Origin of the sequence: Trinickia terrae, from assembly GCF_005144415.1 — a bacterium.
Lineage (GTDB): Bacteria > Pseudomonadota > Gammaproteobacteria > Burkholderiales > Burkholderiaceae > Trinickia_A > Trinickia_A terrae.
In genome coordinates this window covers 58,787-83,274 of sequence record NZ_SWJE01000019.1, presented here as the reverse complement: position 1 = coordinate 83,274, position 24,488 = coordinate 58,787, and the positions used below count along the sequence as shown (strand labels likewise).

The following is a 24,488-nucleotide window of genomic DNA, read 5'->3' as shown; positions in this document are numbered from 1 at the left end:
CTCACTCCAACGCGCTCGCCACGAGCTCGGCCACATCCAGCACCTCGGGACGCGGTCCCACCACGCCCTCGAGCATCGCCGTGCAGTTCGGGCAGCCGACTGCAACCACTTCCGCGCCGATCGCGCGCGCATCGGCGATCCGGATATCGGGAATGCGCTGCTTGCCCGGAATGTCGGTGAGCGGCGCGCCGCCACCGCCGCCGCAGCAGCGAGCGCGCATGCCGTTGCGCTCCATCTCGACGACCTTGATGCCGATCGACTTCAAGAGCTTGCGCGGCGCGTCCGTCTCACTGTTGTAGCGGCCCAGATAGCACGGGTCGTGATAGGTCACGCGCTTGCCGCTTAGCGCAGCCGCCGCTTTCGGCGACAACTTGCCTTGCGCGACCAGCTCCGCGATGAAGCTCGTGTGATGCTGGACCGGATAGCGTCCGCCGAGTGCGCGGTATTCGTTGCGCAGGCTGTGCATCACGTGCGGGTCGGCCGTCACGATCTGCTTGAAGCTCATCCGATCGAGCGTGCCGATCAGGCGCTTCGCCATCAACTGGAAAGTCGCCTCGTCGCCGAGACGCCGCGCGACGTCGCCCGTATCCGTCTCGGCGCCGCCGAGCACCGCGTAGTCCACGCCGGCGCGGTTCAGCACCTTCACGAGCGCGCGCAGCGTGCGCTGGTAGCGCATGTCGAATGCGCCTTCGCCCGCGACCAGCAACACGTCGACGGGCTTGCCCGGTTGCGCCGTCGGCGCGTTCAGGTCGACCGCCCAGTCGTAGCGCGCCGCGACGTCGTAGCCGCCCGCGGAGCCCGTCTCGCGCAAATTCGCGAGCACTTCCGCGCCCTTGCCCGGCACGTCGCCGTGCACGAGCGTCTGGTTGCGGCGCATGTCGACGATCGCATCGACATGCTCGATCAGCATCGGACACTCTTGCACGCAGGCGCGGCAAGTCGTGCACGACCAAAGCGTATCGGCTTCGATCAGGCTCGATACGATCGGCCGCTGAGGATCGCCGCCATGCTTGCCGACCGCGATGCCGGGCGTGGGGCTGCCTGCATAGCCCGCGTCGGAACCGCCGACCATGCCCGTCACGAGATCCTGGATCAGCTTCTTCGGGTTGAGCGGCTGGCCTGCGGCGAAGGCCGGACACGCGGCCTCGCATTTGCCGCACTGAACGCAGGCGTCGAAGCTCAGCAGTTGGTTCCAGCGGAATTCGACCGGCTTGCCGACGCCGTATTCGTTCGCATCGAGGGCAGGCAGCTTGAGCGCGGTCGGCGGCGTCGCATCGGCGGAAGCCCGCGCCTCGCCCGGTGCGCGAAACCGCTCTTGCCGCGGATGAAACGCGAGATGCAGCAGCCCGGCGAGCGCATGCTTCATCGGGCCGCCGCGCGCCGCGCCGATCGTCATCGCGAACGCGCCGGCCGCGATCAGCAGCGCGAAGACCACCGCGAGCCCCGCTGACATCGCCGAAGCAGGCACCGTGACGAACAGCAGCAGCCCCAGCGCGAACGAACCAAGTAGCCACGGCAGCGCATTCCACGGGCCGCGCGACAGCCGCGCCGGCACGTTCTTCGCGTGACGGCGGCGCCACACGAACACCGTACCGGTCAGCATCGCGAGCGCCGCGAGAAAGATCAGCTTATCGAACCACGGCGAGTAGATCGCAAGCCCGTAGTTGATGAACACGAGTGCGAACGCGGCAATCGCCCCGCCCGCCGTCGCGACGTGCGTACGGGCGATATACGGATCACGCGCGACCACGTGGTGCAGGTCGACAAAATAGCGCTTAGGGATGGCGAACAGGTTGATCCATCCGTACGCCCCGGACGCACTCGCGCGCCCGAGCCGCCAATACGCCGCGCGACGGGACAATGCAAACGCCAGGCCGGCGACCGACACCCACAGCAACGCGGTAATGACCATCGCGGGGCTCATCGTCAAAAGTCCTTGCAAAGACGCAGCGCGTCGTAGATCGCGCCGTGGATGTTGTGCATCGAGATGCAGTCGCCGACGCGGAACAACAGGAAGCGGCCGTTGCCGAGCTCTTCGGACAGGCACGGCTGCGGCTCGGCCGCGAAGAGCTTGTGCACGTCCACCTGCCCGCGGTTGACCGATTCGGGCTTGAGCTTCCAGTAGAGCGCATCGTTGGGCGTAACGCCGTTCTCGATCACGACCTGATCGACCGCGCGCTCTTCCTGCTCCTCGGTGTACTCGTTGCGCAGCACGGCGATCTTCTTGCCGTCCTCCTCATAGACGCGGTCGAGCCAATAGTTCGGCGTGTGGATCACGCCCTGCGCGTAGAGGCGCCGATAGAAAATCGGGAACGTCGTGCCGCCGACGTCGTCGGCCACCTTGACGTCCGGCGTCACGATCTCGACCTTCGAGCCGCGGCTCGAGATGAAGTCGGCGACGCCCGCGCCTGCATGCGTGCTCACGCCGTCGTAGACGAGCACGTTCTGCTTCGGCTCGACGCGTCCCGTCAGGATGTCCCACGAGCTGACCGCGAGCCCTTCCTCGACGCCCCACGCCGGCACCTGATTCGTAAAGCTCGAACCGCCCGTGGCAAGCACCACGATATCGGGCTTCTCCGCGAGAATCGTCTTCTCGTTCGCTGCGACGCCGAGCCTGCGGCCGACGCCGATGCGCTTCGTCTCCATGTCGAACCAGCGGACGATGCCCGCCATCTGCTCGCGCTGCGGCGCCTTCGCCGCAAGCGCGATCTGTCCGCCGACCTCGTTCTGCTTCTCGAACAGCACGACGTCGTGTCCGCGCAAACGCGCGACGCGCGCAGCCTCGAGACCAGCCGGCCCCGCGCCGACCACCACCACCTTGCGGCACGGCCCGCGCGACTTCTCGATCACGTGCGGCATCGTCGCCTCGCGCGAGGTCGCGGCGTTCTGCACGCAGAGCACATCGAGGCCGTTGTACTGGCGGTCGATGCAGTAGTTCGCGCCGACGCATTGCTTGATCTCGTCCTCGCGTCCGTCGCGAATCTTGATGACCATGTGCGGGTCGGCAATCTGCGCGCGCGTCATGCCGACCAGGTCGACCATGCCGCTCGCGAGCAGCCGCTCGGCCTGCCCCGCGTCGCGAATGCTCTGCGCATGCATCACGGGCAGCTTGACGACCGACTTGATGCCCGCCGCGAGATGCACGAACGGCTCGGGCGGCAACGCCATCGGCGGCATGCAGTTCGCGAGCGTGTTGTGCGTATCGGCGCCCGAGCCGATCACGCCGAGATAGTCGATCAATCCGGTCTCGGACATCGCTTGCGCGATCTCTTTCAACTGCTCGTGATCGAGACCGTCTTCATGGAACTCGTCGCCGCACATCCGCAGGCCGACGCAGAAATCGGGGCCGACGGCCTCGCGCACCGCGCTCAGCACTTCGATGCCGAAGCGCAGCCGGTTCTTGAGGCTGCCGCCCCATTCGTCGGTACGGAAGTTCGTGCGCGGGCTCCAGAACTGATCGATCAGATGCTGGTGCGCGGCGGAAATCTCGATGCCGTCCATCCCCGCCTGCTGCACGCGCTTCGCGGCCGCCGCGAAATCGCCGATGATGCGGCGGATCTCCTCGACCTCGATGATCTTCGCGTTGCCTCGGTGCACGGGCTCGCGCACGCCGGACGGCGTCATCAGATGCGGCCAGTGCTCGCCGTGAAACGCCGAGCGCCGGCCCATGTGGGTCGCCTGGATCATGATCTTCGCGCCGTGGCGGTGCATCGCTTCGGCGAGGCGGGAGAGCGGATCGATGATCTTGTCGGTCGCGAGGTTCACCGATTTCCACCATCCCTGCGGGCTGTCGATCGACACCGGGCTCGAACCGCCGCACACGGCGAGCCCCACGCCGCCCTTCGCCTTTTCCTCGTAGTAGCGGATATAGCGGTCACCGGGCAGGCCGCCCGGCTCGGCGTAGACCTCGGCGTGCGCCGTGCTGACGATACGGTTGCGCACCGTGAGCTTGTTCAGCGTCAGGGGTTTGAACAGATGGGGATAGCGCATCTCAGCCTCCCGCCGGGCCGCCCCAAGGGAGGCTGAAGCCCCCTCGGGGGGCAGCGAACAATCGTGAGCGTGGGGGACGTTTCATTTGCGACCTCGAACGTAGTGCTCTCGCGAAGCGTTATTGAGCGAGCGGCGAGACTTCGAACACGCAATGCGCGTGGCCCTCGGCCGCGCATTGCACTTCTTTCGACTGCGAGCGCGGAGCATGCTTGCCGCTCTCGCTCGTGTCGTTGACCCAGTCCATTGCGCCGGCGAACCAGCCCGCGAACATGTAGCAAAGCTTGCCCTCCTTGCCCGGCTGCGCGAGCACGAACGACGAATGGCGCAGCTCGATGCGCGCACGCGCGCTCGCCGGATCAGCCTGGACGATCGTGAAGAGGCCCCAGCCGCGCTGCGAAAGACGCTTCAGGTAGTGCTCGAACACCGCCATGCCGCTGATGCCGTGCTGCTTCGCTTCCTTGTCGCACCAGTGATAGGCCGACTTGTAGCCGGCCTTGTAGAGAATCTCCGCGTAGACATCACGGCCGAGCGCTTCCTCCACGGCCGTGTGGTTGTTCGTGAAGAAATGACGCGGCACGTACAGCATCGGCAGCGCGTCGGTGGTCCAGACGCCGGTATCGGCATCGACGTCGATCGGCAGTTGCGGTTGCATCGAATGGCTCCGTGGGGTGGCGGCTTGGTTGATCGTTTCCGCCTGGCGTGTTCAACGAACAAGCGGACGGAATCACGGCGCGCGTGCCCGCCAGGCACACACCGCTCGTTTTTTCCGGTTTGTTGAGAATGAGAGTGAGGCGAACCGCTACGAGCTCAAGCGCCCCAGACGTCCTTAAAGACCCTCAGCCAGTTCTCGCCCATGATCTTGCGGATGCGCGTCTCGCTCCAGCCGGCGCGCTCCATTGCGGCTGTCAGGTTCGGAAACTCGCCGATCGTGCGGATGCCCTCGGGGTTCACGACCTTGCCGAAGTTCGTCAGGCGGCGATAGCGGCCTTTGTCATGCGTGAGCATGTCGAAGAACTCGGTGCTATAGCCCTGCGTGAAATCGGTGCCGATGCCGACCGCGTCTTCACCGATCAGGTTGACGACGTAGTCGATCGCTTCGATGTAGTCGTCGATGGTGGCCTCGATGCCGCGCTTGAGGAACGGCGCGAACATCGTCACGCCGACGAAGCCGCCCGCATCGGCGATCTCCTTCAACTGCTCGTCGCTCTTGTTGCGCGGATGCTCCTTGAGCCCCGACGGCAGGCAATGCGAATAGCAGACCGGCTTCTTCGAGAACGCGATCGTCTCCGACGACGTTTTCCCGCCCACGTGCGAGAGATCGACCATGATGCCGACGCGGTTCATCTCCGTGATGACTTCGCGGCCAAAGTCGGACAAGCCGCCGTCGCGCTCATAGCACCCGGTGCCGACGAGATTCTGCGTGTTGTAGCAAAGCTGGACCACGCGCACGCCCATGTCGCGGAACGCCTCGATATAGCCGAGGTTGTCCTCGAACGCGTGCGCATTCTGGAACCCGAAGATGACGCCGGTCTTGTTCTCCTTCTTCGCGCGCGCGATGTCGCCGGTGGTGCGCACGAGCGTCAGGATCTCGCTGTGCTCGCGAATCTGCTTTTTCATCAGCGCGATGTTGTCGACGGTCTTCGTGAAGTTCTCCCACACCGACACCGTGCAGTTCGCGGCCGTAATGCCGCCCTTTCTCATGTCTTCGAATACCGAGCGGTCGAACTTCGAGATGTTCAGGCCGTCGATGATGATGCTGTTCTCGTGCAGGGTGCTCATCGCATTCTCCAGGCGTTCTTGCCGATAGTCTTCAAGCGTGTGGTCGATCGAGCAGGCAGTTCGCCGCGCGGGTCAGTAGATCGGGAAGCGCTCGCACAGCGCGAAGATTTCGCGGCGCACGCGCTGCTCGGTTTCGGCGTCTCCATCCGGATGTTTTCGCAGCGCTTCGAACACCTGGAGAATCAGGCGCCCGATCTGGCGGAACTCGTCCACGCCGAAGCCGCGCGTCGTGCCGGCCGGCGTGCCGAGGCGAATGCCCGACGTGACGGTAGGCTTCTCGGTATCGAACGGGATGCCGTTCTTGTTGCACGTGATGCCTGCGCGTTCGAGCGCCTGCTCGACCTGCGTGCCCTTGAGTCCCTTCGGACGCAGGTCGACGAGCAGCAGGTGGTTGTCGGTGCCGCCCGTCACGAGATCGACGCCGCCGTCCTTGAGCACAACGCCCAGCGCCTGCGCATTGGCGAGCACACTGTCGATATAGGTCTTGAAGCCCGGCTGCAACGCCTCGCCGAACGCAACCGCCTTGCCCGCGATCACGTGCATCAACGGACCGCCTTGCAGCCCCGGGAACACGGCCGAGTTGATCTTCTTCGCGATGTCCTCGCCGTTGGTGAGGACAAAGCCGCCGCGCGGTCCGCGCAGCGTCTTGTGCGTGGTCGACGTGACGACGTGCGCGTGGCCGATCGGACTCGGATGCCGTCCCGCCGCGATCACGCCTGCGATGTGCGCCATGTCGACCATCAGCTTCGCGCCGACGCTGTCGGCAATCTCGCGGAAGCGCGCGAAGTCGAGCACGCGCGGATAGGCGGAGAAACCCGCGATGATGAGGCTCGGCTTGTGCTGCCGGGCGAGCGCCTCGACTTGCGCATAGTCGATGCGCAGCGTCTCGCGATCCACGCCGTACTGCACCGCGTTGAACCACTTGCCCGACAAGGCCGGCTTCGCGCCGTGCGTGAGGTGCCCGCCCGCATCGAGCGACATGCCGAGCACCGTATCGCCGGGCTTCGTCAGCGCGAGCATCACCGCGCCGTTCGCCTGCGCGCCCGAATGCGGCTGCACATTGGCATAGCCCGCGCCGAAGATCTGCTTGACGCGCTCGATCGCCAGCGTCTCGACCTCGTCGACGAATTCGCAACCGCCGTAGTAACGCTTGCCCGGGTAGCCTTCGGCATACTTGTTGGTCAGCACGGAGCCTTGCGCCTCGAGCACGGCGCGCGACACGATGTTTTCCGACGCGATCAGCTCGACCTGCGACTGCTGCCGCTCGAGCTCTCTCAGCACCGAGCCGCGCACCGCCGCGTCGCGCTCGGCGAGGGGCTGCGAAAAGAATGGAAGCGTGTTCGACATGATGAGTCCGTGAGTAGGTGTTGGAGCACGCCCGCACGCTGCAAGGCTCGCGGGCTCTCGTACTTGACGGCTCTATTCTTGTCGTTCGCTTTTTGGGCCTATTTGTGATTTCAGACGCTTTCTTGGTCTTTTCCGCCATCGGAGTCCAATTTGGACAAGTGACCGGTCGTGCTTATGGTTTGCTGCATCGCAACCGATTCGCACCGCGCCTGTGCGAATCGCGCACTGCGCACGTGCCGTTGCCGCACGCACGCAGTGCAGCGCGATGCCCAACTGGCGCGGCGCGCGGCGGCGGGCCTAGGGTTAAGCCGTATGGCACGCTTGTTGCCACCGAATCCACAATAAAACAGCCTATATCCCCGCATCGGCAGCTACACATCAGATTCGAAGGAACGCCTCTCCATGTCGCCTGAGCGAACTGCGTCGCTGTCTCACTTCGCATTCATGCCCCTGCCCAGCTTCACGATGATCGCGTTCACGAATGCGATCGAAGTGCTGCGCATGGCGAACTATTTGAGCGGCCAGCCGCTTTACCGCTGGTCGATCGTGAGCCCGGAAGGCGGCCCGGTCACGGCGAGCAATGGGCTCTCCGTCGAAACGGGTCCGGTGGAGTGCGTGGGCAAGCCCGATATCGTGTTCGTCTGCGGCGGCGTCGACGTGCAGCGCGAAACCGCTCCCGCCCATTTGTCCGCTCTGCGCCGCTTCGCACGCGAAGGCGTGGCGCTCGGCAGTCTTTGCACCGGCACGTATGCGCTCGCGAAAGCGGGACTGCTCGACGGCTACGCCTGTGCGATCCACTGGGAGAACATGTCGGCGCTGAAGGAGGAGTTTCCGGGCACGCGTTTTCTGAAAGAGCTGTTCGTGGTCGACCGCGACCGCGTGACCTGCACGGGCGGCGTCGCGCCGCTCGACATGATGCTCAACCTGATCGCCTCGCGAGTGGGGACCCCGCGCGTCACCCAAATCGCCGAACAGTTCATTGTCGAGCATGTGCGCGATACGAGCGCGCAGCAGCGCATGCCGCTCGTCGCGCGCCTCGGCTCGGCGAACAAGTCGCTGTTCGAGGTCATCGCGCTGATGGAAAACAATATCGAGGAGCCGCTCTCGCGCGAAGAACTCGCGCGGCTCGCGAACATGTCGCAGCGGCAATTGCAGCGGCTCTTCCGCGAGCATCTCGGGATGACGCCGACGCATTACTACCTGACATTGCGTCTGCGCCGCGCGCGTGAATTGCTGCTGCAGACCGATATGTCGATCATGCACATCACGATGGCGTGCGGCTTTCAGTCGGCTTGCCATTTCAGCAAGAGCTATCGCGATGCGTTCGGTACGGCGCCGACGAGAGAGCGCCGCAAGCAAGCCGCGCCGCTCGCGCCTGCGGCCGTGGCGCCTATGGTGCCCGCCGCAGTGACTGACGGCGGCGCGTTGGTTCACGCTTAGGCAGCCGGTGCAGTTCGCGACAGATACAACATCAAGACGACTGCGGGATAGGCGAGCAGAGACAGCGCAACCACTAGCCGCATTCCACGCATTCTCCAGGCCGGGCTCAAGACCAGCCTCAAGAGGCGGCCAGGGTCCACGCCCCTGAAAACAGGCCTTAGCCGCCGGATTCCCTCGACATCCGCCAATCGCAGCGGTGTTCATCGACCAAGGGAACGACCGTCCTCGCAACGAAGGACGCAGGCCCCGCTCCCACGCGCTGTGCGCACACCGACGCGACGTGATCGGCATCGGGCCAGAATTGCCAGAAACGCCAATGGGCAGGTCGATCGTCCTCTTCCGGATGAATCCACATTTGAATCCCACGCTCGCCTGTCAACTGGAAACCGAACCGGTCGAGCGGTATGGACAGCCCCATGCCGCGCGCCTTCACGTACGACTCTTTCAGCGTCCAATATTCGAAAAACAGCTGCGATTGCAGCGCCGCCGGCTCTGCACGAAGACGCAGGGCCTCGTCAGCGGTGAAATAGTGATCGGCAATATCGAGCATTGCCGGCCGATCGCGAATGCCCTCCGTATCGATCCCTAGCGCAATGCCGCGGGTGACGCCCATGACGACCAGTTCACTGGAGTGCGTCACGTTGAACGCCAAGCCGGCAGCCTGCGAAACCGGGTTTGCGATTTCCGGCTTGCCGTACGGGTTGAATCTGAACTCCCATTGCTCGGGGGCAACGGCGGGCGCGTACTTCGACAAGACGATCCGCACCAGCACGCGCGTGATGAGGTAGCGGTGCTGATCGCGCGCGAAGCGAAATCGTTGTCCGCGTTCGCGCTCCCCCTCGGTCAGCAAGCGCCGATATTCGCGCAACAAAGCGTCATCGTCGATTCTCCCCGGATAAGCGCACCAAAGATCGATCTGCGGCTGACTGCCGCCATCGCCCTCGTCCATAGCCTGCGTTGTCATATCGATCGAGTCTCCAACGGTCTCTTCATCGCCATCGCTCCAAACGCCAATTTCCTTGACGCGAACCGGGCGGTCACGGCGTTCGTGAAGTGACGCCAAGAATGGCGGGGGCTCAGTTTACCCGTTGCGTTCGATCACATGACTCGATTGGGTCGGCCTGGACATGAAGGCGCCATTCGACGACTACGAGTCCACCACGCAGATACGTCGAAGCGGCGACCATGCCTTACGCAGCCTCGATGCCTTGCTGGCGAGCGGCGTCGAATACGAATGCCGGACCACGTTGCATCCGGACCTGCTGCCGGAGGCCGGCATACTCCGCCTTGCTCGCACATCGCGAGGATCAAAGCACTGTTTCCGCGATTCACGGTGCGGCGCGGTTAAGCGCCTCACCATGCCTGCCACCGCTCAAGCCGCCTTCAACAACCCATGCGGATCGATCACAAACTTCGTTGGCGCCCCGCCATCGAACTTGCGATAACCCTCGGGCGCCTGATCGAGCGAAATCACCGTCACGTTGACGATCTTCGCAATCGGCAGGCGATCCCACAAAATCGCCTGCATCAGATTGCGGTTGTACTTCATGACTGGCGTCTGCCCCGTATGGAACGAATGCGACTTCGCCCAGCCCAGGCCGAAGCGAATGCTCAAGCTGCCGCGGCGCGCGGCGGCATCCGCTGCACCCGGATCGTCGGTCACATATAGCCCGGGAATGCCGATCGCCCCTGCGGCGCGCGTGATCTCCATCAGTGAATTGAGCACGGTCGCTGGCGCCTCTTCCGTGTGGCCGCTGCCGTGCCCGTGCGCCTCGAAGCCCACGCAGTCCACGGCGCAATCCACTTCGGGCTTGCCGAGAATCTGCTCGATCTGCTCGCCGAGCGTCGCATCGCGCGACAAGTCGACGACTTCAAAGCCCATCGCCTTCGCATGCGCGAGACGCTCGGCATTCATGTCGCCGACGATCGTGCACGCCGCACCCAGCAGGCGCGCCGATGCAGCCGCCGCCATGCCCACCGGCCCCGCCCCGGCGACGTAGACGGTCGAACCCGGCTTGACGCCTGCAGTCACCGCGCCGTGATAACCGGTGGGCAGGATGTCGGAAAGGCACGTGAGGTCGCGAATCTTCGCCATCGCCTGATCGCGGTCGGGGAACTTCAGCAGATTGAAATCCGCGTAGGGAACGAGCACATATTCGGCCTGTCCGCCGATCCATCCGCCCATGTCCACGTAACCATAAGCGCCGCCCGCTCGCGACGGGTTGACGTTCAGGCACACGCCGGTGTGCTGCTCCTTGCACATCGGGCAACGCCCGCACGCGACGTTGAACGGCACCGAAACCAGGTCGCCGACCTTCAAGGTCTCGACATCGCGCCCCACCTCGACCACCTCTCCCGTGATCTCATGACCGAGCACGAGGCCGATCTCCGCCGTCGTGCGGCCGCGCACCATGTGCTGATCGGACCCGCAAATATTGGTGCTGACCACCTTCAGGATCACGCCGTGCCCGATCGCACGCCCACTCGGATCGACCATCTTCGGGTAATCGATCGATTGCACTTCGACCTTGCCCTGCCCCAGATACACGACACCTCGATTGCTGCTCATCGTCCTGTCTCCTTTTCGTTTCGACGCGCATTGCGGCGTCCGGCGCGCGGCGCGCTGCCGCCGCGACTCGTTCGAGCGTAGTCCGCAAGGCCCGCCACCAAGCGTTCAAAAACCGACATGCGCTTGCCGCCAGCCGACATGTCCATCCTCAACGCGGTTTTTATTGATTGAACGTTCAAAATAAAACGACTATCCTTGAGGCCTTTCGACGCACCAAGGAACCGGAAAGCGACCATGCCCAAAGTCGGAATGCGCGAAGTGCGCCGCGCCCAGTTGATCGACGCCACACTGCACACCATCGACGAAGCCGGCTTGTCCGGCACGACGCTCGCGCTCGTCGCGCAGCGCGCCAACATCTCGACAGGCATCGTCAGCCACTATTTCGGCGACAAGAACGGGCTCATCGAGGCCACGATGCGCCACATCCTGCGCGACCTGTGGGCCGCCACGGCGCGGCGGCGCACCGCGGCCAAGGCCGATCCGCGCTCGCGTCTGCGCGCCGTCGTCGCCGCGAACTTCGACGTGAGCCAGATCAGCGCGCCCGTGATGAAGACGTGGCTCGCGTTCTGGTCGCAAAGCATGCATGAGCCGTCGCTCAAGCGGCTGCAGCACGTCAACACGCGGCGGCTCTATTCGAACCTGAGCGCGGAATTCGGCAAGGCGATGCCGCGCACGGCCGCGCGTCGCGCAGCCGGCGGTCTCGCCGCGATGATCGACGGGCTCTGGCTGCGCGGCGCGCTCTCCGGCGAACCGTTCGATACGAAAGCCGCGATCCGCCTCGCCAACGGTTACGTCGACATGCTGCTCGCGCAGCACGAATAACGCGTACGTTCTGTCACCTTTGCTCTGCGTCGCGCTCAGATCGCGACTCGCGCATCCAAGGAGAAATTCGATGCCCTCTTCCACAGCCTCCACCGCTTACGGCTTGCAACGTCTCTACATCGGCGGCGCTTATGTCGATGCCACCAGCGGCATCACCTTCGATACGTTCGACCCCGCCACCGGTGAAACGCTTGCCTCAGTGCAGCAGGCGAGCGAAGCGGATATCGAGCGCGCCGTGCAATCCGCGCGCGAAGGCCAGCGTGAATGGGCTGCGATGACCGCAATGCAGCGCTCGCGCATCCTGCGGCGCGCGGTCGAGCTGCTGCGCGAGCGCAACGACGAGCTGGCCGAGCTCGAAATGCGCGACACGGGCAAGCCCATCGCGGAAACGCGCGCCGTCGACATCGTCACCGGCGCCGACGTGATCGAGTATTACGCCGGGCTTGCCACCGCCATAGAAGGCCTGCAGATCCCGCTGCGCCCCGAATCCTTCGTCTACACACGGCGCGAGCCGCTCGGCGTCTGCGCGGGCATCGGCGCATGGAACTATCCGATCCAGATCGCCTGCTGGAAGTCGGCGCCCGCGCTCGCGGCGGGCAACGCCATGATCTTCAAGCCGAGTGAAGTCACGCCGCTCTCCGCTTCCAGGCTCGCCGAGATCTACGTCGAAGCCGGCGTGCCCGCCGGCGTATTCAACGTCGTGCAAGGCGACGGGCGCATCGGCGCGATGCTCGCCGCGCATCCGGAGATCGCCAAGGTGTCGTTTACCGGGGGTGTCGAGACAGGCAAGAAAGTGATGTCCTTGGCAGGCGCATCGTCGCTGAAGGAGGTCACGATGGAACTCGGCGGCAAGTCGCCGCTGATCGTCTTCGGCGACGCCGACCTCGAGCGCGCCGCCGACATCGCCGTCACCGCGAACTTCTTCAGCGCCGGGCAGGTGTGCACGAACGGCACGCGCGTGTTCGTGCATCGCTCGGTCAGGGAGGGGTTCAAGGCGCGCGTGCTGGAACGCGTGAAGCGCATCCGCGTCGGCAAGCCGTCCGATCCGGCGACGAACTTCGGTCCGCTCGCGAGCGCCGCGCAGCTCGACAAGGTGCTCGGCTACATCGAGAGCGGCAAGCACGAAGGCGCGCGAGTGCTCGCCGGCGGGGCGCGTCTTGTCGACGGCGAATTCGGGCGCGGCCAGTATGTCGCGCCGACCGTGTTCGGCGATTGCCGCGACGACATGCGGATCGTGCGCGAAGAGATCTTCGGCCCGGTGATGTGCCTGCTCGATTTCGACGACGAGGACGAAGTCGTTGCGCGCGCAAACAATACCTCGTACGGCCTTGCCGCAGGTGTCGTGACCGAAAGCCTCGCGCGTGCGCACCGCGTGATCCATCGCCTGGAAGCCGGGATCTGCTGGATCAACACCTGGGGCGAATCGCCCGCGGAAATGCCGGTGGGCGGCTACAAGCAATCGGGCGTCGGACGCGAGAACGGCATCACGACACTCGAGCACTACACGCGCATCAAATCCGTGCAGGTGGAGCTCGGCCGCTATCAGCCGGTGTTTTGAGGGGACCGTCCATGCCTATTCGCGAATTCGACTACATCATCATCGGCGCCGGCTCGGCCGGCAACGTGCTCGCCACGCGCCTCACCGAAGACCCCGGCGTGACCGTGCTGCTGCTCGAAGCAGGCGGCCCCGACTATCGCTTCGACTTCCGCACGCAGATGCCCGCCGCGCTCGCCTATCCGCTGCAAGGACGGCGCTATAACTGGGCCTACGAGACCGATCCCGAGCCGCACATGAACCAGCGCCGCATGGAGTGCGGACGCGGCAAGGGGCTCGGCGGCTCGTCGCTGATCAACGGCATGTGCTACATCCGCGGCAATGCGCTCGACTACGACGGCTGGGCAAAAAACACAGGCCTGGAGAACTGGAGCTACCTCGACTGCCTGCCGTACTTCAAGAAAGCCGAAACGCGCGACATCGGCCCGAACGACTATCACGGCGGCAACGGCCCCGTGCACGTCACGACCAGCAAGCCCGGCAACAACCCGCTCTTTGCGGCGATGGTCGAGGCCGGCGTGCAGGCGGGCTACCCGCGCACCGACGACTTGAACGGCTACCAGCAAGAAGGCTTCGGCCCGATGGACCGCACGGTCACGGCAAAGGGCCGGCGCGCCAGCACGGCGCGCGGCTATCTCGATCAAGCACGGCCGCGCTCGAACCTGACGATCGTCACACACGCGACGACCGATCGCATCCTGTTCTCGGGCAAGCGCGCGATCGGCGCGGAGTACCTGCATCGCAACGAACGCATCACCGCACACGCGCGCCGCGAGGTGCTGCTGTGCAGCGGCGCGATCGCGTCGCCACAGATCCTGCAGCGCTCGGGAGTCGGCCCGGGCGCGTGGCTGCGCGAGCTCGACATCCCCATCGTGCTCGACCTGCCCGGCGTCGGACAAAACCTGCAGGACCATCTCGAGATGTACATGCAGTACGAGTGCAAGGAGCCGGTCTCGCTCTACCCTGCGCTGCTCAAACGCAACCAGCCGGCAATTGGCGTCGAATGGATGTTCAAGGGCACGGGAATCGGCGCGAGCAATCACTTCGAGGCGGGCGGCTTCATCCGCACGCGCGACGACGATCTCTGGCCGAACATCCAGTATCACTTTCTGCCCGTCGCGATCAACTACAACGGCTCGAACGCGATCGAGATGCACGGCTTCCAGGCCCACGTCGGCTCGATGCGCTCGCCGAGCCGCGGACACGTGAAGCTGCGCTCACGCGATCCGCACGCGCATCCGAGCATTCTCTTCAACTACATGGCCGAGCCGCTCGACTGGCGCGAGTTCCGCGACGCGATCCGGATCACGCGCGAGATCATCCGGCAGCCGGCGCTCGATCGCTATCGCGGCCGCGAACTGAATCCCGGCGCCGACCTGAAGACCGACGCCGAGCTCGATGCGTTCGTACGCGCGCGCGCCGAGACCGCGTATCACCCGTCGTGCTCGTGCGCGATGGGCTATGACGAGATGGCGGTCGTCGACGGCGAGGGGCGCGTGCATGGGATCGACGGCTTGCGCGTCGTCGATGCGTCGATCATGCCGCGCATCACCACGGGCAACCTCAATGCGCCGACGATCATGCTCGCGGAGAAGATCGCCGATCGGATTCTCGGGCGGGAAGCGCTCGCGCGCGCGGATGTGCTGTATTTTGTCGCGGACGGCAAGCCTGCGCGGCGCACCGCCGATGCGCAATCGAGCCGCTTGCGCACCGGCATCGAACCCAATAGCTTGACCGCGTGACCCTCGCGTGGAACGGGTGAGCCCATCATGGCTTACCCGTTCCATGTCGACGCGTGTTTGCATTCGCTAGTCATACAGCCGGGTTCGACAGGATGGCCTGTAACTGGCCATCAGATACTCCACCGTCCCTTTTGCATCGCATCTTCCAACATGCCGAGCGTGAGCGATCGGCCGCCAAGCGTTTCGCGCGCCGCTGCGCTAAACGGCGACTTGGCTACTGCTGCAAGAAAGGAGCCAATGCCAAGCTTCGCTGACGGGTAGTAGTAGTTGATATCGAACGCCGCCATATCGACATTGAACTTCGTGGCCCACTCCGTCATCAATCGCTCGATGTGGCTTGGATTCAGATCCAGATCATGGTACAGATCGGTGTCTCGTGTCAGCACCAGCTGGCCGATAACGGGCTTTCCCGCATCAGCCGCGATAAATTCTGCGAGCTTCTTCCAAGCGGTATCTGCCGTCACAAACGATCCTCGGGCTTGGCGAGACTGTTGTATGCAGTGACCGAGCGGTAAATGATAGTTGAAACATCGGCCGCCAGAATTACCCAACCAACACCTGGTATCGCGCGGCCAACGAACACGCCAAGGCTGCGCGTGAATTTGATTCGGAGCAGAAACAGGCTCTCGAAGGACGTCACGGTAGGTAGAATTTTATGTTCCAGCTCATATGGAAGCAGTCGCCGAGAAACGACGGAGGCGACCGAGGTACCTTTGACAGCGGCGACAGAATATCTTCGGACAATCGCATAAGCAATCAAGTAGACGCGGTCCGCGCGTTCATGCCGCACCACAACCGGCAACCTCGATGCGCCGACGACTTACCATGACGCGTCCGTTCCACGCCGATGCCGGAATCCTTCTATGGCGGCGATTAATGGCGGCATCTACTGAGTGAAGGTCGGCGTCGTGCTGCCCGTGTTCGGTCGAGGCGGCGTATTCACGCTGGGTGCGCTGTCGTTTGCGATCGCGGCGCTCACGGTGTGGATATTGGGCATCGAGACCAAAGGACTTGCACTGGAAGCGCTCGCGTCGGCCGATGAGTCGGGGACGAGCAAGCGGGCCGCCATCACATCGACGACATATCCCGCAGCAGAGGAAGAGTCGCGCTAGACGCTCGATCGCCGCGTGTGCCGTCAGCGAGTCCGCACCGGCGTCAACACCGCCTCGCCCGCAAAATGACGCGCGGCATTGTCGAGAAACAGCTGCACCGAGGCGGCGATAGCCTCCGGCGAACGTCCTGCCACATGCGGCGTCAGCACGACGTTCTTCAAATGCAGCAGCGCCTGCGGCGGTTCGGGCTCGCCTTCGTAGACGTCGAGCCCCGCGCCGGCCAGCGCGTTCGTCGATAGCGCATGCGCGAGCGCCTGCGTATCGACGACGCTGCCGCGCGAAACGTTCACGAGATAGCCGTGCGGCCCCAAGGCATCGAGCACGGCGCGATCGATCAAATGCAGAGTCGCCGCGCCGCCCGGCACGGTCACGACGAGGTAGTCGCACCACTGCGCCAGCTCGGTCAAACTGCCGAAGCAGCGATAAGGCACGCCTTCGCGCGGCTTGCGATTGTGATAGCCGACCTCGATATCGAACCCCAGCGCGCGCCGGGCCAACTTCTGGCCGATGTTGCCCAAGCCCGCGATGCCGAGCCGCTTGCCCGAGAAGTTCGGCTGCATCGGCAGCGCATCGCGCCAGACGCCGGCGCGGCAAGCCGCGTCGAGTTCGACGATGTCGCGGACCGTGGCGATCAGCAGCGCAAACGCATGGTCGGCGACGCAATCGTCATTGGTCGCCGCGCCGTTCACGACGACGATATCGCGCGCAAGGGCGTGAACCACGTCGATATTCTCGTAGCCCGCGCCAAGCGCGCTGACGAACTCGAGCTTGCGAAGCCGATCGATCTCGGCCGCGGTAAGGCCCGTCGTGCCGTTCGTCAGCACGGCACGCACCGCGTCGCGATGCTCCGCGATCGCCAGAGCGCGCGCTTCGGCGGTCGGGGCATAGACGATGTCGAACGTCCGCGCGAGTTGCGCGCGGATCTCGTCGATCAGCGGGATCAGGACCAGCAGTGTTGGCTTCATGTTCATGTCTCTGGTGTGAACGGCGCGGCGCGCGCATTGAAATCGCGATCAGCGAGGCGCATCGCCCCAGCGGTACTCGTGAGACAGCTCGTCGAGCTTCGCCTTCAAATCGGCGTCGAGCGTCAAGTCGGCCGCCGCGAGCGTGTCGGTCAACTGCTCGGGCCGGCTCGCGCCGATGATCGCCGAGCTCACCACGGGATTGGCCAGCACCCACGCGACCGCAGTCGCGGAAAGCGACAGGCCCGCTGCCTCGACGGTCTTCTTCAGCGCCTCGATCGTATTGAACTCGCGCTCGTGCCAATAGCGCTCCTGATACATCGCGCCCGCGTTGCCGACGGTGAAGCGCCCTTCGGGCGGCGGCGCTTCGCGCCGGTGCTTGCCGGTCAGCAGCCCGCCCGCAAGCGGGTTGTACGGCATCACGGCCAGGCCTTCTTCACCCGCAAGCGGCAAAAGCTCCCGCTCGATCTGCCTGAACAGCAGGTTGTAGCGCGGCTGCACCGAAACGAAACGCGCGAGGCCGCGCACGTCCGCGCGTCCGAGCGCCTTCGCGAGCCGGTACGCCAGAAAGTTCGACACGCCGATATACCGCACGCGCCCCGAGCGCACGATCGTATCGAGCGCATCGAGCGTTTCGTCGAGTGGCGTCTCCTGGTCGTCCGAATGCAATTGGTAGAGGTCGACGTAGTCAGTGCCGAGCCGCGCGAGCGACGCGTCGATCGCATCGAGCAGATGCTTGCGCGAAGCGCCCTTGTCCCACGGCGACGGCCCTACCTTGCCGACCGCTTTCGTCGCCACGATGAAATGCTGACGCTTGCCTTTCAGCCAGCGGCCGACGATCTCCTCGGTGCGGCCGGCCAGCTGCTCGCCGCCGCCGAGCGGGTATACGTCGGCGGTGTCGATGAAGTTCACGCCGGCGTCGGCGGCCTTGTCCATGATCCGCTTCGACGTGTCTTCGTCGATCTGCAAGCCGAACGTCATCGTGCCGAGACACAGATTCGACACCGTCAGGCCGGTGCGGCCGAATTTCCGGTATTGCATGGTGGCTCCTGTCTTGCTTCCGCGAGTAAAAAGACAAGGCCACAGGATAGCGCCCGCACGCTTCTCGTGCAGAGCATGGCGCCGCTTGCCGACAGCGGCGTAGGCGTTATCGGGATGAAAGCCCGCCGCTTCGTTCTCCGCGGAGATCCAGCGCGTCCCCGCGTTTATCGAGCCCGAGCCGCGCGCGAGCCCTCGCCTCGGCCGCCACGCGGCCCAACGTCTCCGGGCTCATGCGCGCGGCCACGTCGCGCACGTAGGCATGATGGCGCGCGTCGAGCGGCGCGTCGACGAACTGCGCTTGCAGGTAACGGATCAAGGCGATGCGCTTGTGGCCCAGCTCGATGCTGCGTTCGAGCAGCGCGAGCGCGGCTGCGGGGTCGCGCGCTTCATAGGCGAGCTTGACGAGATGGGAGACGCCGGCGCGGGCCATGCCGTCACACGCCCGCCCGGTTCAACTCGCCGCGCAGGTGGCCGCCTGTGCGGCGCACCACGCGTCGAAGTCGCCGCGCGTCCAATCGAGCTCGACGCCGATGCGCTTCGTGCCGGGACGAATCTTCGGCTTGTGCAACGCGAGCGTCAGCGCATCGAGCGCACGCCACTCGAGAAACGACAGCGCCGCGATTTCGACGGCCAGCGTCTCCAGCAAGCGCGTATGCGGCTTCGTCGCGAGAAACGCGGCGATGCGCTCGCAATAGCGCTCATAGTCGATCCAGCCGCCCTCTTCCGACGGCACGCAACGATACGTCAGGCTCGCATCGATCACGACAGTCTGCGGCGCCGCATGCTCGTGCGCATGGATGCCGACGCGCGTCGGCACGAGCAGCTCGTCGATGAACACGCGCCAGCCGCGGCCGTGCCGCGGTCCCGTCGAAAGCGGCTGTGCCAGCGGCACAAAAGGTTCGCGCAGCTTCACGACATCAACGGCGCGGCGGCGTCGAGCAGGATGCGGCAGAAATAGTCGGCGAAGCTGCGGCGCACGACGATTTCATACGTGTTCTCAGCCGTTGGAATCAGCACGATCGACGCCTTGAAAAAATGGCTCTGCGCGCACTGTCCGCGCGTGAACAGGCGCGGGTGCAAATCAAGCGGACAGCCTCGCGAAAGCACGTCTCGCACGCGCTCGCCCCCGACTTCGAGCACCGTATAGCCGCTGCCGACATCGACAGCCGCCGCATACGCACCGTCGAAGGCAACGCGCAGCTTCGTCTCCAGCGACGCCGCGCGCGCCTCGTTCGAACGCACGAGCCATTCGTCGGGACCGAGCCACAGCACATCGCAGCCGTCGCCCAGCGCCACCGTGTCCGGCTTCGCAGGCGGCTTGCAGCCAAGCACGCTTGCCACTGCAGCGACGAACGCAGCATCGTTGAGATCGCCGCGCAAGTTCACGAGCTCGAGAAACGGCCGCTCGCTCAATCGGAAGTATTTCGACGCCTCGGCCTGATGCGACTGCATCAAATCCTGCACGCCGACGAGCGGCGACTCGTAGCGCACGCCGCGCTCCACGACGGCCGAAGCGTTGCCCCTACCTTCATTCCACATGTTGACGCACTCCTTCGGTGTCGTAGAAAACCGGGCTCGAGATCTTCGCCGCGACCTGCTTGCCGTTCGCGAGCGGAATCGTGACCGTCTCGCCCATCTTGCCCAAGCCGCCCTTCACGACGGCGAGTGCGATCGAGCGCTTCAGGATCGGGCTGTAGTAGCTCGACGTGACATGGCCGATCATCGGCGCGAGATCGCCGAACTGATGATTGACGAGCGGCTTCGCGACGATCTGGCTGCCTTCCTCCAGCACGAGCTTCGGGTCCTCGGTGAGCAAGCCGACGAACTGCTTGCGCCCTTCCTTGGCCGTATCGGAGCGCGTGAGCGAGCGCCTGCCGAGAAAGTCCTTCGACTTCGCCACGAGCCCGCCCATGCCGAGATCGAACGGCGTGATCGAGCCGTCGGTGTCCTGGCCGACGATGATGTAGCCCTTCTCCGCGCGCAGCACGTGCATCGTCTCGGTACCGTAAGGCGTGATGCCGAACTCGTCGCCGGCGGCCATCAGCGCTTCCCACACCGCGCGGCCCGCGTTGGCCGGCGCGTTGACTTCGTAGGCGAGCTCGCCTGAGAAGCTGATGCGCATCACGCGCGCCGCGACGCCCGCCACCGTGCCTTCGCGATACGTCATGAACGGGAACGCCGCGTTCGCGAAGTCGATGTCGCCGCAGACCTTCTGCAGCACCTTGCGGCTCTTCGGGCCGACCACGGCGAAAGTCGCCCAATGGTCGGTCACCGAGGCGAGGCGCACTCGCAAGTGAGGCCACTCCGTTTGCAGCCAGCGTTCGAGCCACGTCAGCACGCGGGCCGCGCCGCCGGTGGTCGTCGTCATCATGTAGTGATGGTCGGCGAGGCGCACGGTCACGCCGTCGTCGAACACCATGCCGTTTTCGTCGAGCATCAGGCCATAGCGGCACTTGCCCACTTCGAGCTTGCTCCACGGGTTCGTGTAGACCCAGTTCAGCAGTTGCGCGGCGTCCGGGCCCTGGATGTCGATCTTGCCGAGCGTCGACGCATCGAGAATGCCGACGCCGTTGCGCACCGCGAGACATTCGCGCGCCACGGCCGAGTGCAGGTCCTCGCCGGCCTTCGGGTAATACCAGGGCCGCTTCCAGTTGCCGACGTCCTCGAACATCGCGCCATGCTCGGCGTGCCATTCGTGGATGCAGGTCTTGCGGATCGGATCGAGGAAGTCGCCGAGCTCGCGGCCCGCGAACGCGCCGAACGTGACCGGCGTGTAGTTCGGGCGGAACGTCGTCGTGCCGGTCTCGGGGATCGTCTTGCCGAGCGCTTGGGCAAGAATCGCCATGCCGTTGATGTTGCCGAGCTTGCCCTGGTCAGTGCCGAAACCCATCGCCGTATAGCGCTTGACGTGCTCGACCGATTCGAAGCCCTCGCGCGCGGCGAGCAGGATATCGGCCGCCGATACGTCGTTCTGGAAGTCGACGAACTGCTTCGGCCCGCGCTGCGCGGCCTCGCGGCTGCCGACGAGCCACAGCGGCAACAGCGGCGTCTCGCCGATCTCGGCGACGCGCGGCGCGGCCGGCCGCTCCGCCTTGAAACCGAGCGCCTTTGCCGCCTCGACGCCCGCGTCGACCGCGAAGCGCAAGCCGCGCGCGAGGCCGAACTCACCGGCCGCCGCGCCGACGCTCGCCTCCGCCTGCATCGCCTTGCCGGGCACGAAGCAGGCTTTCTCGTCGTTCCAGTGCGCCTTGCCGCCCGACTGCGCGAAGAGGTGCAGCACGGGGCTCCAGCCGCCCGACATCGCGAGCAGGTCGCACGACAGGCTTTCCTGCTTCGCCCCCGTCTTGCCGTTCGCAAACGGCGCCACTTCGACCGACGCCACGCGCCACTTGCCGCGCGCCTCGGTCACGACCGCGCCGTTGAGCACCTTCACGCCTTGCCGGCGTGCGGCGTTGGGCAGCGTGCCGTTGCCTTGCGAGCGCGGATCGACGACGGTCACTTTCGCTCCGCATGCCTTGAGATCGAGCGCGCACTGATAGCCGTCATCGTTGTTCGTGAACACGACGGCCTCGCGGCCCGGCAGCACGCCATAGCGATGCACGTAGGTCGAGACCGCCGAAGCGAGCATCACGCCCGGCAAGTCGTTGTTGCCGAACACGAGCGGACGCTCATGCGCGCCGGTCGCGAGAATCACGCGCTTCGCCCGCACCTTCCACAGCAGCTCGCGCGTGCCCTTGCGCATCGAGACGGGCAGATGATCCGTCAGGCGCTGCACGACGGTCACGAGGTTGTGGTCCTGATAGCCGAACGCTGTGCTGCGCGAGAGGATCTTCACGTCCGGCATCTGCGAGAGTGCCGCCTCGATCTTCTCGACCCATTGCATCGCCGGCTTGCCGTCGATCTCCGCCTTGCACGAGAGCAGGCTGCCGCCCAGCTCGCGCTGATCGTCGACGAGAATCACACGCGCACCCGCAATGCCCGCCGCATGGGCAGCCGCCAGCCCGGCCGGCCCGCCGCCGACCACGAGCACGTCGCAATGCGCGTAGCACTTGTCGTAGCGGTCGGCGTCGCGCGTGTCGGGCGCCTTGCCGAGCCCCGCCGCCTCGCGAATCTTCTCTTCGTACTTGGGCCACCATTTGCGCGGCCACATGAAGGTCTTGTAGTAGAAGCCCGCCGGAATGAAGCGCGCGATCTTCTGGTTGACGGCCATGCGGTCGTGCTCGATCGACGGCTCGGCGTTGACGCTCGTGGCGACGAGCCCCTGGTACAGCTCGACCTCGGTCGCGCGCGCGTTCGGCACCGTGTAGACGCCGCGCTCGAGCTGCACGACGGCGTTCGGCTCTTCGACGCCAGCCGTCACGATGCCGCGCGGACGGTGGTACTTCCAGCTGCGCGCGACGAAATGCACGCCGTTGGCAAGCAGCGCCGAGGCGAGCGTGTCTCCCTGATAGCCCTGGTAGGTCCTGCCGTTGAACGTGAACGTGAGCGGGATCGCGCGGTTGATCCGGCCACCGGCGCCGAGGCGGTCTTTCTGGCTCATTTTTGCTTGCCCTCCTGTGCGGCGTTCGCGGCCGCTTCGGCCTGCGTCGGGAAGGTTTGATATCCCTGGATTTCGTAGCTCACCGTATCGCGCGTCGCCATGAACCAGCGGCGGCATCCTTGCGTGTGCAACCATTGCTCGCGATGCACGCCGCGCGGGTTCTTGCGCATGAACAGGTAGTCGCCCCATTCGCGGTCGGTGAGCTTGTCGGTGTCGAGCGGGCGCGCGATGTCGGCCTCGCCCCCGCATGAAAATTCGGATTCGGCGCGCGGCCCGCACCACGGGCATTCGATCAGCAGCATGTATGTCTCCGTACGTGCGTCAAGTTAGTGAGCCACGGCTGCCGCGCCGTGTTCGTCGATCAGGTGGCCGGTGTAGAAGCGGTCCAGCGAGAACGGCGCATTGAGCGGATGCGGCGCATCGTTGGCGATCGTGTGCGCAAACACCCAGCCCGAGCCCGGCGTCGCCTTGAAGCCGCCCGTGCCCCAGCCGCAATTGAAATAAAGCCCCTTCACGTCGGTCTTGCTGATGATCGGGCAAGCATCGGGCGACACGTCGACGATGCCGCCCCACTGCCGGTTCATCCGCACGCGCGAGAACACCGGGAACATCTCGACGATCGCCTGCAGCGTGCCCTCGATGATGTTGAAGCTGCCGCGCTGGCCGAAGCCCGTGTATTGGTCGATGCCGGCGCCGATCACGAGGTCGCCCTTGTCGGACTGGCTGATGTACGCGTGCACCGCGTTCGACATCACGACCGTGTTGACGACGGGCTTGATCGGCTCGGACACGAGCGCCTGCAACGGATGGCTTTCGAGCGGCAGGCGGACGCCGGCCATGTCGGCGAGCGTCGTCGTGTTGCCGGCGGCGACCACGGCCACCTTCTTCGCCTTGATGAAGCCCTTGACCGTCTCGACGCCCGCCACCGCGCCGCCCTCGCGGCGAATGCCGGTGACCTGGCAGTTCTGGATGATGTCGACGCCGCACGCATCGGCGCCGCGCGCGAAGCCCCAGGCCACCGCGTCGTGGCGCGCCACACCGCCGCGCCGCTGGATCGACGCGCCGAGCACCGGATAGCGGCTGTTGAGGTTGATCGTCGGCTCGATCTCCTTGATCTGCTCGGGCGTGAGGAACTCGGCGTCGACGCCGTTGAGCCGGTTCGCGTTCACGCGCCGCTCGGTATCGCGCACATCCTGCAGCGTATGCGCGAGATTCATCACGCCGCGCTGGCTGAACATCACGTTGTAGTTGAGATCCTGCGCGAGCCCTTCCCAGAGCTTCATGGCCTTCTCGTAGAGCGCGGCCGATTCGTCCCACAGGTAGTTCGAGCGCACGATCGTCGTATTGCGCGCGGTATTGCCGCCGCCGATCCAGCCTTTCTCGACCACGGCGACGTTGCGTACGCCGTGCTCTTTTGCGAGGTAGTACGCGGTGGCAAGCCCATGCCCGCCGCCGCCGACGATCACCACGTCGTACTCGCGCTTGGGCTCGGGGCTTCTCCATTGGCGCTCCCAGTTCTCGTGATACGACAACCCGTTGCGCAGCAAACTGAATATCGAATAGCGGCTCATGGCTGATGTCCTGCTTGG

At 65.1% G+C, this 24,488-nt stretch carries 21 protein-coding genes and 3 pseudogenes; 6 read left to right on the top strand and 18 right to left on the bottom strand.

Annotated elements, in window-relative coordinates:
• Position 1: 1 nt before the first annotated feature.
• The 5 genes from FAZ69_RS28575 to FAZ69_RS28555 form a co-directional block, all read right to left on the bottom strand.
• On the bottom strand, positions 2-1,924 hold the full coding sequence (locus tag FAZ69_RS28575; RefSeq protein WP_136898451.1) for a (Fe-S)-binding protein: 1,923 nt from the start codon (positions 1,922-1,924) through the stop codon (positions 2-4).
• A gap of 2 nt (positions 1,925-1,926) precedes the next feature.
• Positions 1,927-3,990, bottom strand: coding sequence for an NADH:flavin oxidoreductase (locus FAZ69_RS28570; RefSeq protein ID WP_136898450.1), 2,064 nt, complete (start codon positions 3,988-3,990; stop codon positions 1,927-1,929).
• A 118-nt stretch (positions 3,991-4,108) separates the two neighbouring features.
• Positions 4,109-4,642, bottom strand: a complete 534-nt coding sequence (locus tag FAZ69_RS28565) for a DUF5943 domain-containing protein (protein WP_136898449.1) — start codon at positions 4,640-4,642, stop codon at positions 4,109-4,111.
• 155 nt (positions 4,643-4,797) lie between these two features.
• Positions 4,798-5,769 carry a dipeptidase gene (locus tag FAZ69_RS28560; protein ID WP_136898448.1) on the bottom strand — a complete coding sequence of 324 codons (972 nt, stop codon included), beginning with the start codon at positions 5,767-5,769 and terminating at the stop codon, positions 4,798-4,800.
• Positions 5,770-5,841: 72 nt separating this feature from the next.
• Complete coding sequence (locus tag FAZ69_RS28555) at positions 5,842-7,116, bottom strand: serine hydroxymethyltransferase (RefSeq protein ID WP_136898447.1); 1,275 nt, start codon at positions 7,114-7,116, stop codon at positions 5,842-5,844.
• Between the two features lie 402 nt (positions 7,117-7,518).
• Between FAZ69_RS28555 and FAZ69_RS28545 the strand changes: the two genes are divergently transcribed.
• Positions 7,519-8,556 carry a GlxA family transcriptional regulator gene (locus FAZ69_RS28545; protein ID WP_136898445.1) on the top strand — a complete coding sequence of 346 codons (1,038 nt, stop codon included), beginning with the start codon at positions 7,519-7,521 and terminating at the stop codon, positions 8,554-8,556.
• 157 nt (positions 8,557-8,713) lie between these two features.
• Here FAZ69_RS28545 and FAZ69_RS28540 read toward each other — a convergent pair whose 3' ends face one another.
• Positions 8,714-9,619: a 4'-phosphopantetheinyl transferase family protein gene (locus tag FAZ69_RS28540; RefSeq protein ID WP_136898444.1), complete on the bottom strand. Its 906-nt coding sequence runs from the start codon at positions 9,617-9,619 to the stop codon at positions 8,714-8,716.
• A 43-nt stretch (positions 9,620-9,662) separates the two neighbouring features.
• Between FAZ69_RS28540 and FAZ69_RS34110 the strand changes: the two are divergent.
• Positions 9,663-9,848, top strand: a pseudogene (locus FAZ69_RS34110) (anaerobic ribonucleoside-triphosphate reductase activating protein); the annotation flags it as partial.
• A gap of 80 nt (positions 9,849-9,928) precedes the next feature.
• Here the strand turns inward: FAZ69_RS34110 and fdhA are convergent.
• Entirely contained in the window at positions 9,929-11,125 is a 1,197-nt protein-coding gene (gene fdhA, locus FAZ69_RS28535; RefSeq protein WP_136898443.1) for a formaldehyde dehydrogenase, glutathione-independent, read from the bottom strand.
• Positions 11,122-11,361 (bottom strand): hypothetical protein, encoded by a 240-nt coding sequence (locus FAZ69_RS28530; RefSeq protein WP_136898442.1) that lies wholly within the window; start codon positions 11,359-11,361, stop codon positions 11,122-11,124. Before FAZ69_RS28530 ends, fdhA begins: the two co-directional genes overlap by 4 nt.
• Between FAZ69_RS28530 and betI the strand changes: the two genes are divergently transcribed.
• The 3 genes from betI to betA all read left to right on the top strand — a co-directional run bounded on the left by betI (position 11,360) and on the right by betA (position 15,244).
• On the top strand, positions 11,360-11,947 hold the full coding sequence (betI, locus tag FAZ69_RS28525; RefSeq protein ID WP_136898441.1) for a transcriptional regulator BetI: 588 nt from the start codon (positions 11,360-11,362) through the stop codon (positions 11,945-11,947). The two genes, FAZ69_RS28530 and betI, sit on opposite strands and share 2 nt — an antisense overlap.
• 70 nt (positions 11,948-12,017) lie before the next feature.
• On the top strand, positions 12,018-13,505 hold the full coding sequence (gene betB, locus FAZ69_RS28520; RefSeq protein WP_136898440.1) for a betaine-aldehyde dehydrogenase: 1,488 nt from the start codon (positions 12,018-12,020) through the stop codon (positions 13,503-13,505).
• Positions 13,506-13,516: 11 nt separating this feature from the next.
• Positions 13,517-15,244 carry a choline dehydrogenase gene (gene betA, locus FAZ69_RS28515; RefSeq protein WP_136898439.1) on the top strand — a complete coding sequence of 576 codons (1,728 nt, stop codon included), beginning with the start codon at positions 13,517-13,519 and terminating at the stop codon, positions 15,242-15,244.
• A 110-nt stretch (positions 15,245-15,354) separates the two neighbouring features.
• Here betA and FAZ69_RS28510 read toward each other — a convergent pair whose 3' ends face one another.
• Positions 15,355-15,708, bottom strand: coding sequence for a DUF1493 family protein (locus tag FAZ69_RS28510; RefSeq protein WP_136898438.1), 354 nt, complete (start codon positions 15,706-15,708; stop codon positions 15,355-15,357).
• Positions 15,705-15,965, bottom strand: a pseudogene (locus FAZ69_RS28505) (STM2901 family protein); the annotation flags it as partial. The gene FAZ69_RS28510 and the pseudogene FAZ69_RS28505, both read right to left, overlap by 4 nt.
• A 178-nt stretch (positions 15,966-16,143) precedes the next feature.
• Between FAZ69_RS28505 and FAZ69_RS28500 the strand changes: the two are divergent.
• A pseudogene (locus FAZ69_RS28500) lies at positions 16,144-16,356 on the top strand (hypothetical protein); the annotation flags it as partial.
• 23 nt (positions 16,357-16,379) lie between these two features.
• On the opposite strand, the gene FAZ69_RS28495 reads toward FAZ69_RS28500, so the two are convergent.
• The 8 genes from FAZ69_RS28495 to FAZ69_RS28460 all read right to left on the bottom strand — a co-directional run bounded on the left by FAZ69_RS28495 (position 16,380) and on the right by FAZ69_RS28460 (position 24,470).
• A complete protein-coding gene (locus tag FAZ69_RS28495; protein WP_136898437.1) occupies positions 16,380-17,321 on the bottom strand; it encodes a 2-hydroxyacid dehydrogenase in 942 nt (313 codons plus the stop codon).
• Between the two features lie 48 nt (positions 17,322-17,369).
• A complete protein-coding gene (locus FAZ69_RS28490) occupies positions 17,370-18,359 on the bottom strand; it encodes an aldo/keto reductase (RefSeq protein ID WP_136898436.1) in 990 nt (329 codons plus the stop codon).
• 106 nt (positions 18,360-18,465) lie between these two features.
• Entirely contained in the window at positions 18,466-18,789 is a 324-nt protein-coding gene (locus FAZ69_RS28485; RefSeq protein ID WP_240702503.1) for a hypothetical protein, read from the bottom strand.
• 21 nt (positions 18,790-18,810) lie between these two features.
• Positions 18,811-19,272, bottom strand: a complete 462-nt coding sequence (locus FAZ69_RS28480) for a dihydroneopterin aldolase (protein WP_439654809.1) — start codon at positions 19,270-19,272, stop codon at positions 18,811-18,813.
• Entirely contained in the window at positions 19,269-19,898 is a 630-nt protein-coding gene (locus tag FAZ69_RS28475) for a sarcosine oxidase subunit gamma (protein WP_136898434.1), read from the bottom strand. The genes FAZ69_RS28480 and FAZ69_RS28475 overlap by 4 nt, the downstream gene beginning before the upstream one ends.
• Positions 19,888-22,899, bottom strand: a complete 3,012-nt coding sequence (locus FAZ69_RS28470; protein ID WP_136898433.1) for a sarcosine oxidase subunit alpha family protein — start codon at positions 22,897-22,899, stop codon at positions 19,888-19,890. The genes FAZ69_RS28475 and FAZ69_RS28470 overlap by 11 nt, the downstream gene beginning before the upstream one ends.
• On the bottom strand, positions 22,896-23,201 hold the full coding sequence (locus FAZ69_RS28465) for a sarcosine oxidase subunit delta (protein ID WP_136898432.1): 306 nt from the start codon (positions 23,199-23,201) through the stop codon (positions 22,896-22,898). The genes FAZ69_RS28470 and FAZ69_RS28465 overlap by 4 nt, the downstream gene beginning before the upstream one ends.
• Positions 23,202-23,225: 24 nt before the next feature.
• On the bottom strand, positions 23,226-24,470 hold the full coding sequence (locus FAZ69_RS28460; protein ID WP_136898431.1) for a sarcosine oxidase subunit beta family protein: 1,245 nt from the start codon (positions 24,468-24,470) through the stop codon (positions 23,226-23,228).
• Between the last annotated feature and the right edge of the window lie 18 nt (positions 24,471-24,488).

What these genes read in the sequence shown, in the direction of transcription:
- FAZ69_RS28575 (WP_136898451.1), bottom strand. Translation starts at nt 1,924, where the DNA reads ATGAGCCCCGCGATGGTCATTACCGCGTTGCTGTGGGTGTCGGTCGCC.
- FAZ69_RS28570 (WP_136898450.1), bottom strand. Translation starts at nt 3,990, where the DNA reads ATGCGCTATCCCCATCTGTTCAAACCCCTGACGCTGAACAAGCTCACG.
- FAZ69_RS28565 (WP_136898449.1), bottom strand. Translation starts at nt 4,642, where the DNA reads ATGCAACCGCAACTGCCGATCGACGTCGATGCCGATACCGGCGTCTGG.
- FAZ69_RS28560 (WP_136898448.1), bottom strand. Translation starts at nt 5,769, where the DNA reads ATGAGCACCCTGCACGAGAACAGCATCATCATCGACGGCCTGAACATC.
- FAZ69_RS28555 (WP_136898447.1), bottom strand. Translation starts at nt 7,116, where the DNA reads ATGTCGAACACGCTTCCATTCTTTTCGCAGCCCCTCGCCGAGCGCGAC.
- FAZ69_RS28545 (WP_136898445.1), top strand. Translation starts at nt 7,519, where the DNA reads ATGTCGCCTGAGCGAACTGCGTCGCTGTCTCACTTCGCATTCATGCCC.
- fdhA (WP_136898443.1), bottom strand. Translation starts at nt 11,125, where the DNA reads ATGAGCAGCAATCGAGGTGTCGTGTATCTGGGGCAGGGCAAGGTCGAA.
- betI (WP_136898441.1), top strand. Translation starts at nt 11,360, where the DNA reads ATGCCCAAAGTCGGAATGCGCGAAGTGCGCCGCGCCCAGTTGATCGAC.
- FAZ69_RS28530 (WP_136898442.1), bottom strand. Translation starts at nt 11,361, where the DNA reads ATGGTCGCTTTCCGGTTCCTTGGTGCGTCGAAAGGCCTCAAGGATAGT.
- betB (WP_136898440.1), top strand. Translation starts at nt 12,018, where the DNA reads ATGCCCTCTTCCACAGCCTCCACCGCTTACGGCTTGCAACGTCTCTAC.
- betA (WP_136898439.1), top strand. Translation starts at nt 13,517, where the DNA reads ATGCCTATTCGCGAATTCGACTACATCATCATCGGCGCCGGCTCGGCC.
- FAZ69_RS28495 (WP_136898437.1), bottom strand. Translation starts at nt 17,321, where the DNA reads ATGAAGCCAACACTGCTGGTCCTGATCCCGCTGATCGACGAGATCCGC.
- FAZ69_RS28490 (WP_136898436.1), bottom strand. Translation starts at nt 18,359, where the DNA reads ATGCAATACCGGAAATTCGGCCGCACCGGCCTGACGGTGTCGAATCTG.
- FAZ69_RS28485 (WP_240702503.1), bottom strand. Translation starts at nt 18,789, where the DNA reads ATGGCCCGCGCCGGCGTCTCCCATCTCGTCAAGCTCGCCTATGAAGCG.
- FAZ69_RS28475 (WP_136898434.1), bottom strand. Translation starts at nt 19,898, where the DNA reads ATGTGGAATGAAGGTAGGGGCAACGCTTCGGCCGTCGTGGAGCGCGGC.
- FAZ69_RS28470 (WP_136898433.1), bottom strand. Translation starts at nt 22,899, where the DNA reads ATGAGCCAGAAAGACCGCCTCGGCGCCGGTGGCCGGATCAACCGCGCG.
- FAZ69_RS28465 (WP_136898432.1), bottom strand. Translation starts at nt 23,201, where the DNA reads ATGCTGCTGATCGAATGCCCGTGGTGCGGGCCGCGCGCCGAATCCGAA.
- FAZ69_RS28460 (WP_136898431.1), bottom strand. Translation starts at nt 24,470, where the DNA reads ATGAGCCGCTATTCGATATTCAGTTTGCTGCGCAACGGGTTGTCGTAT.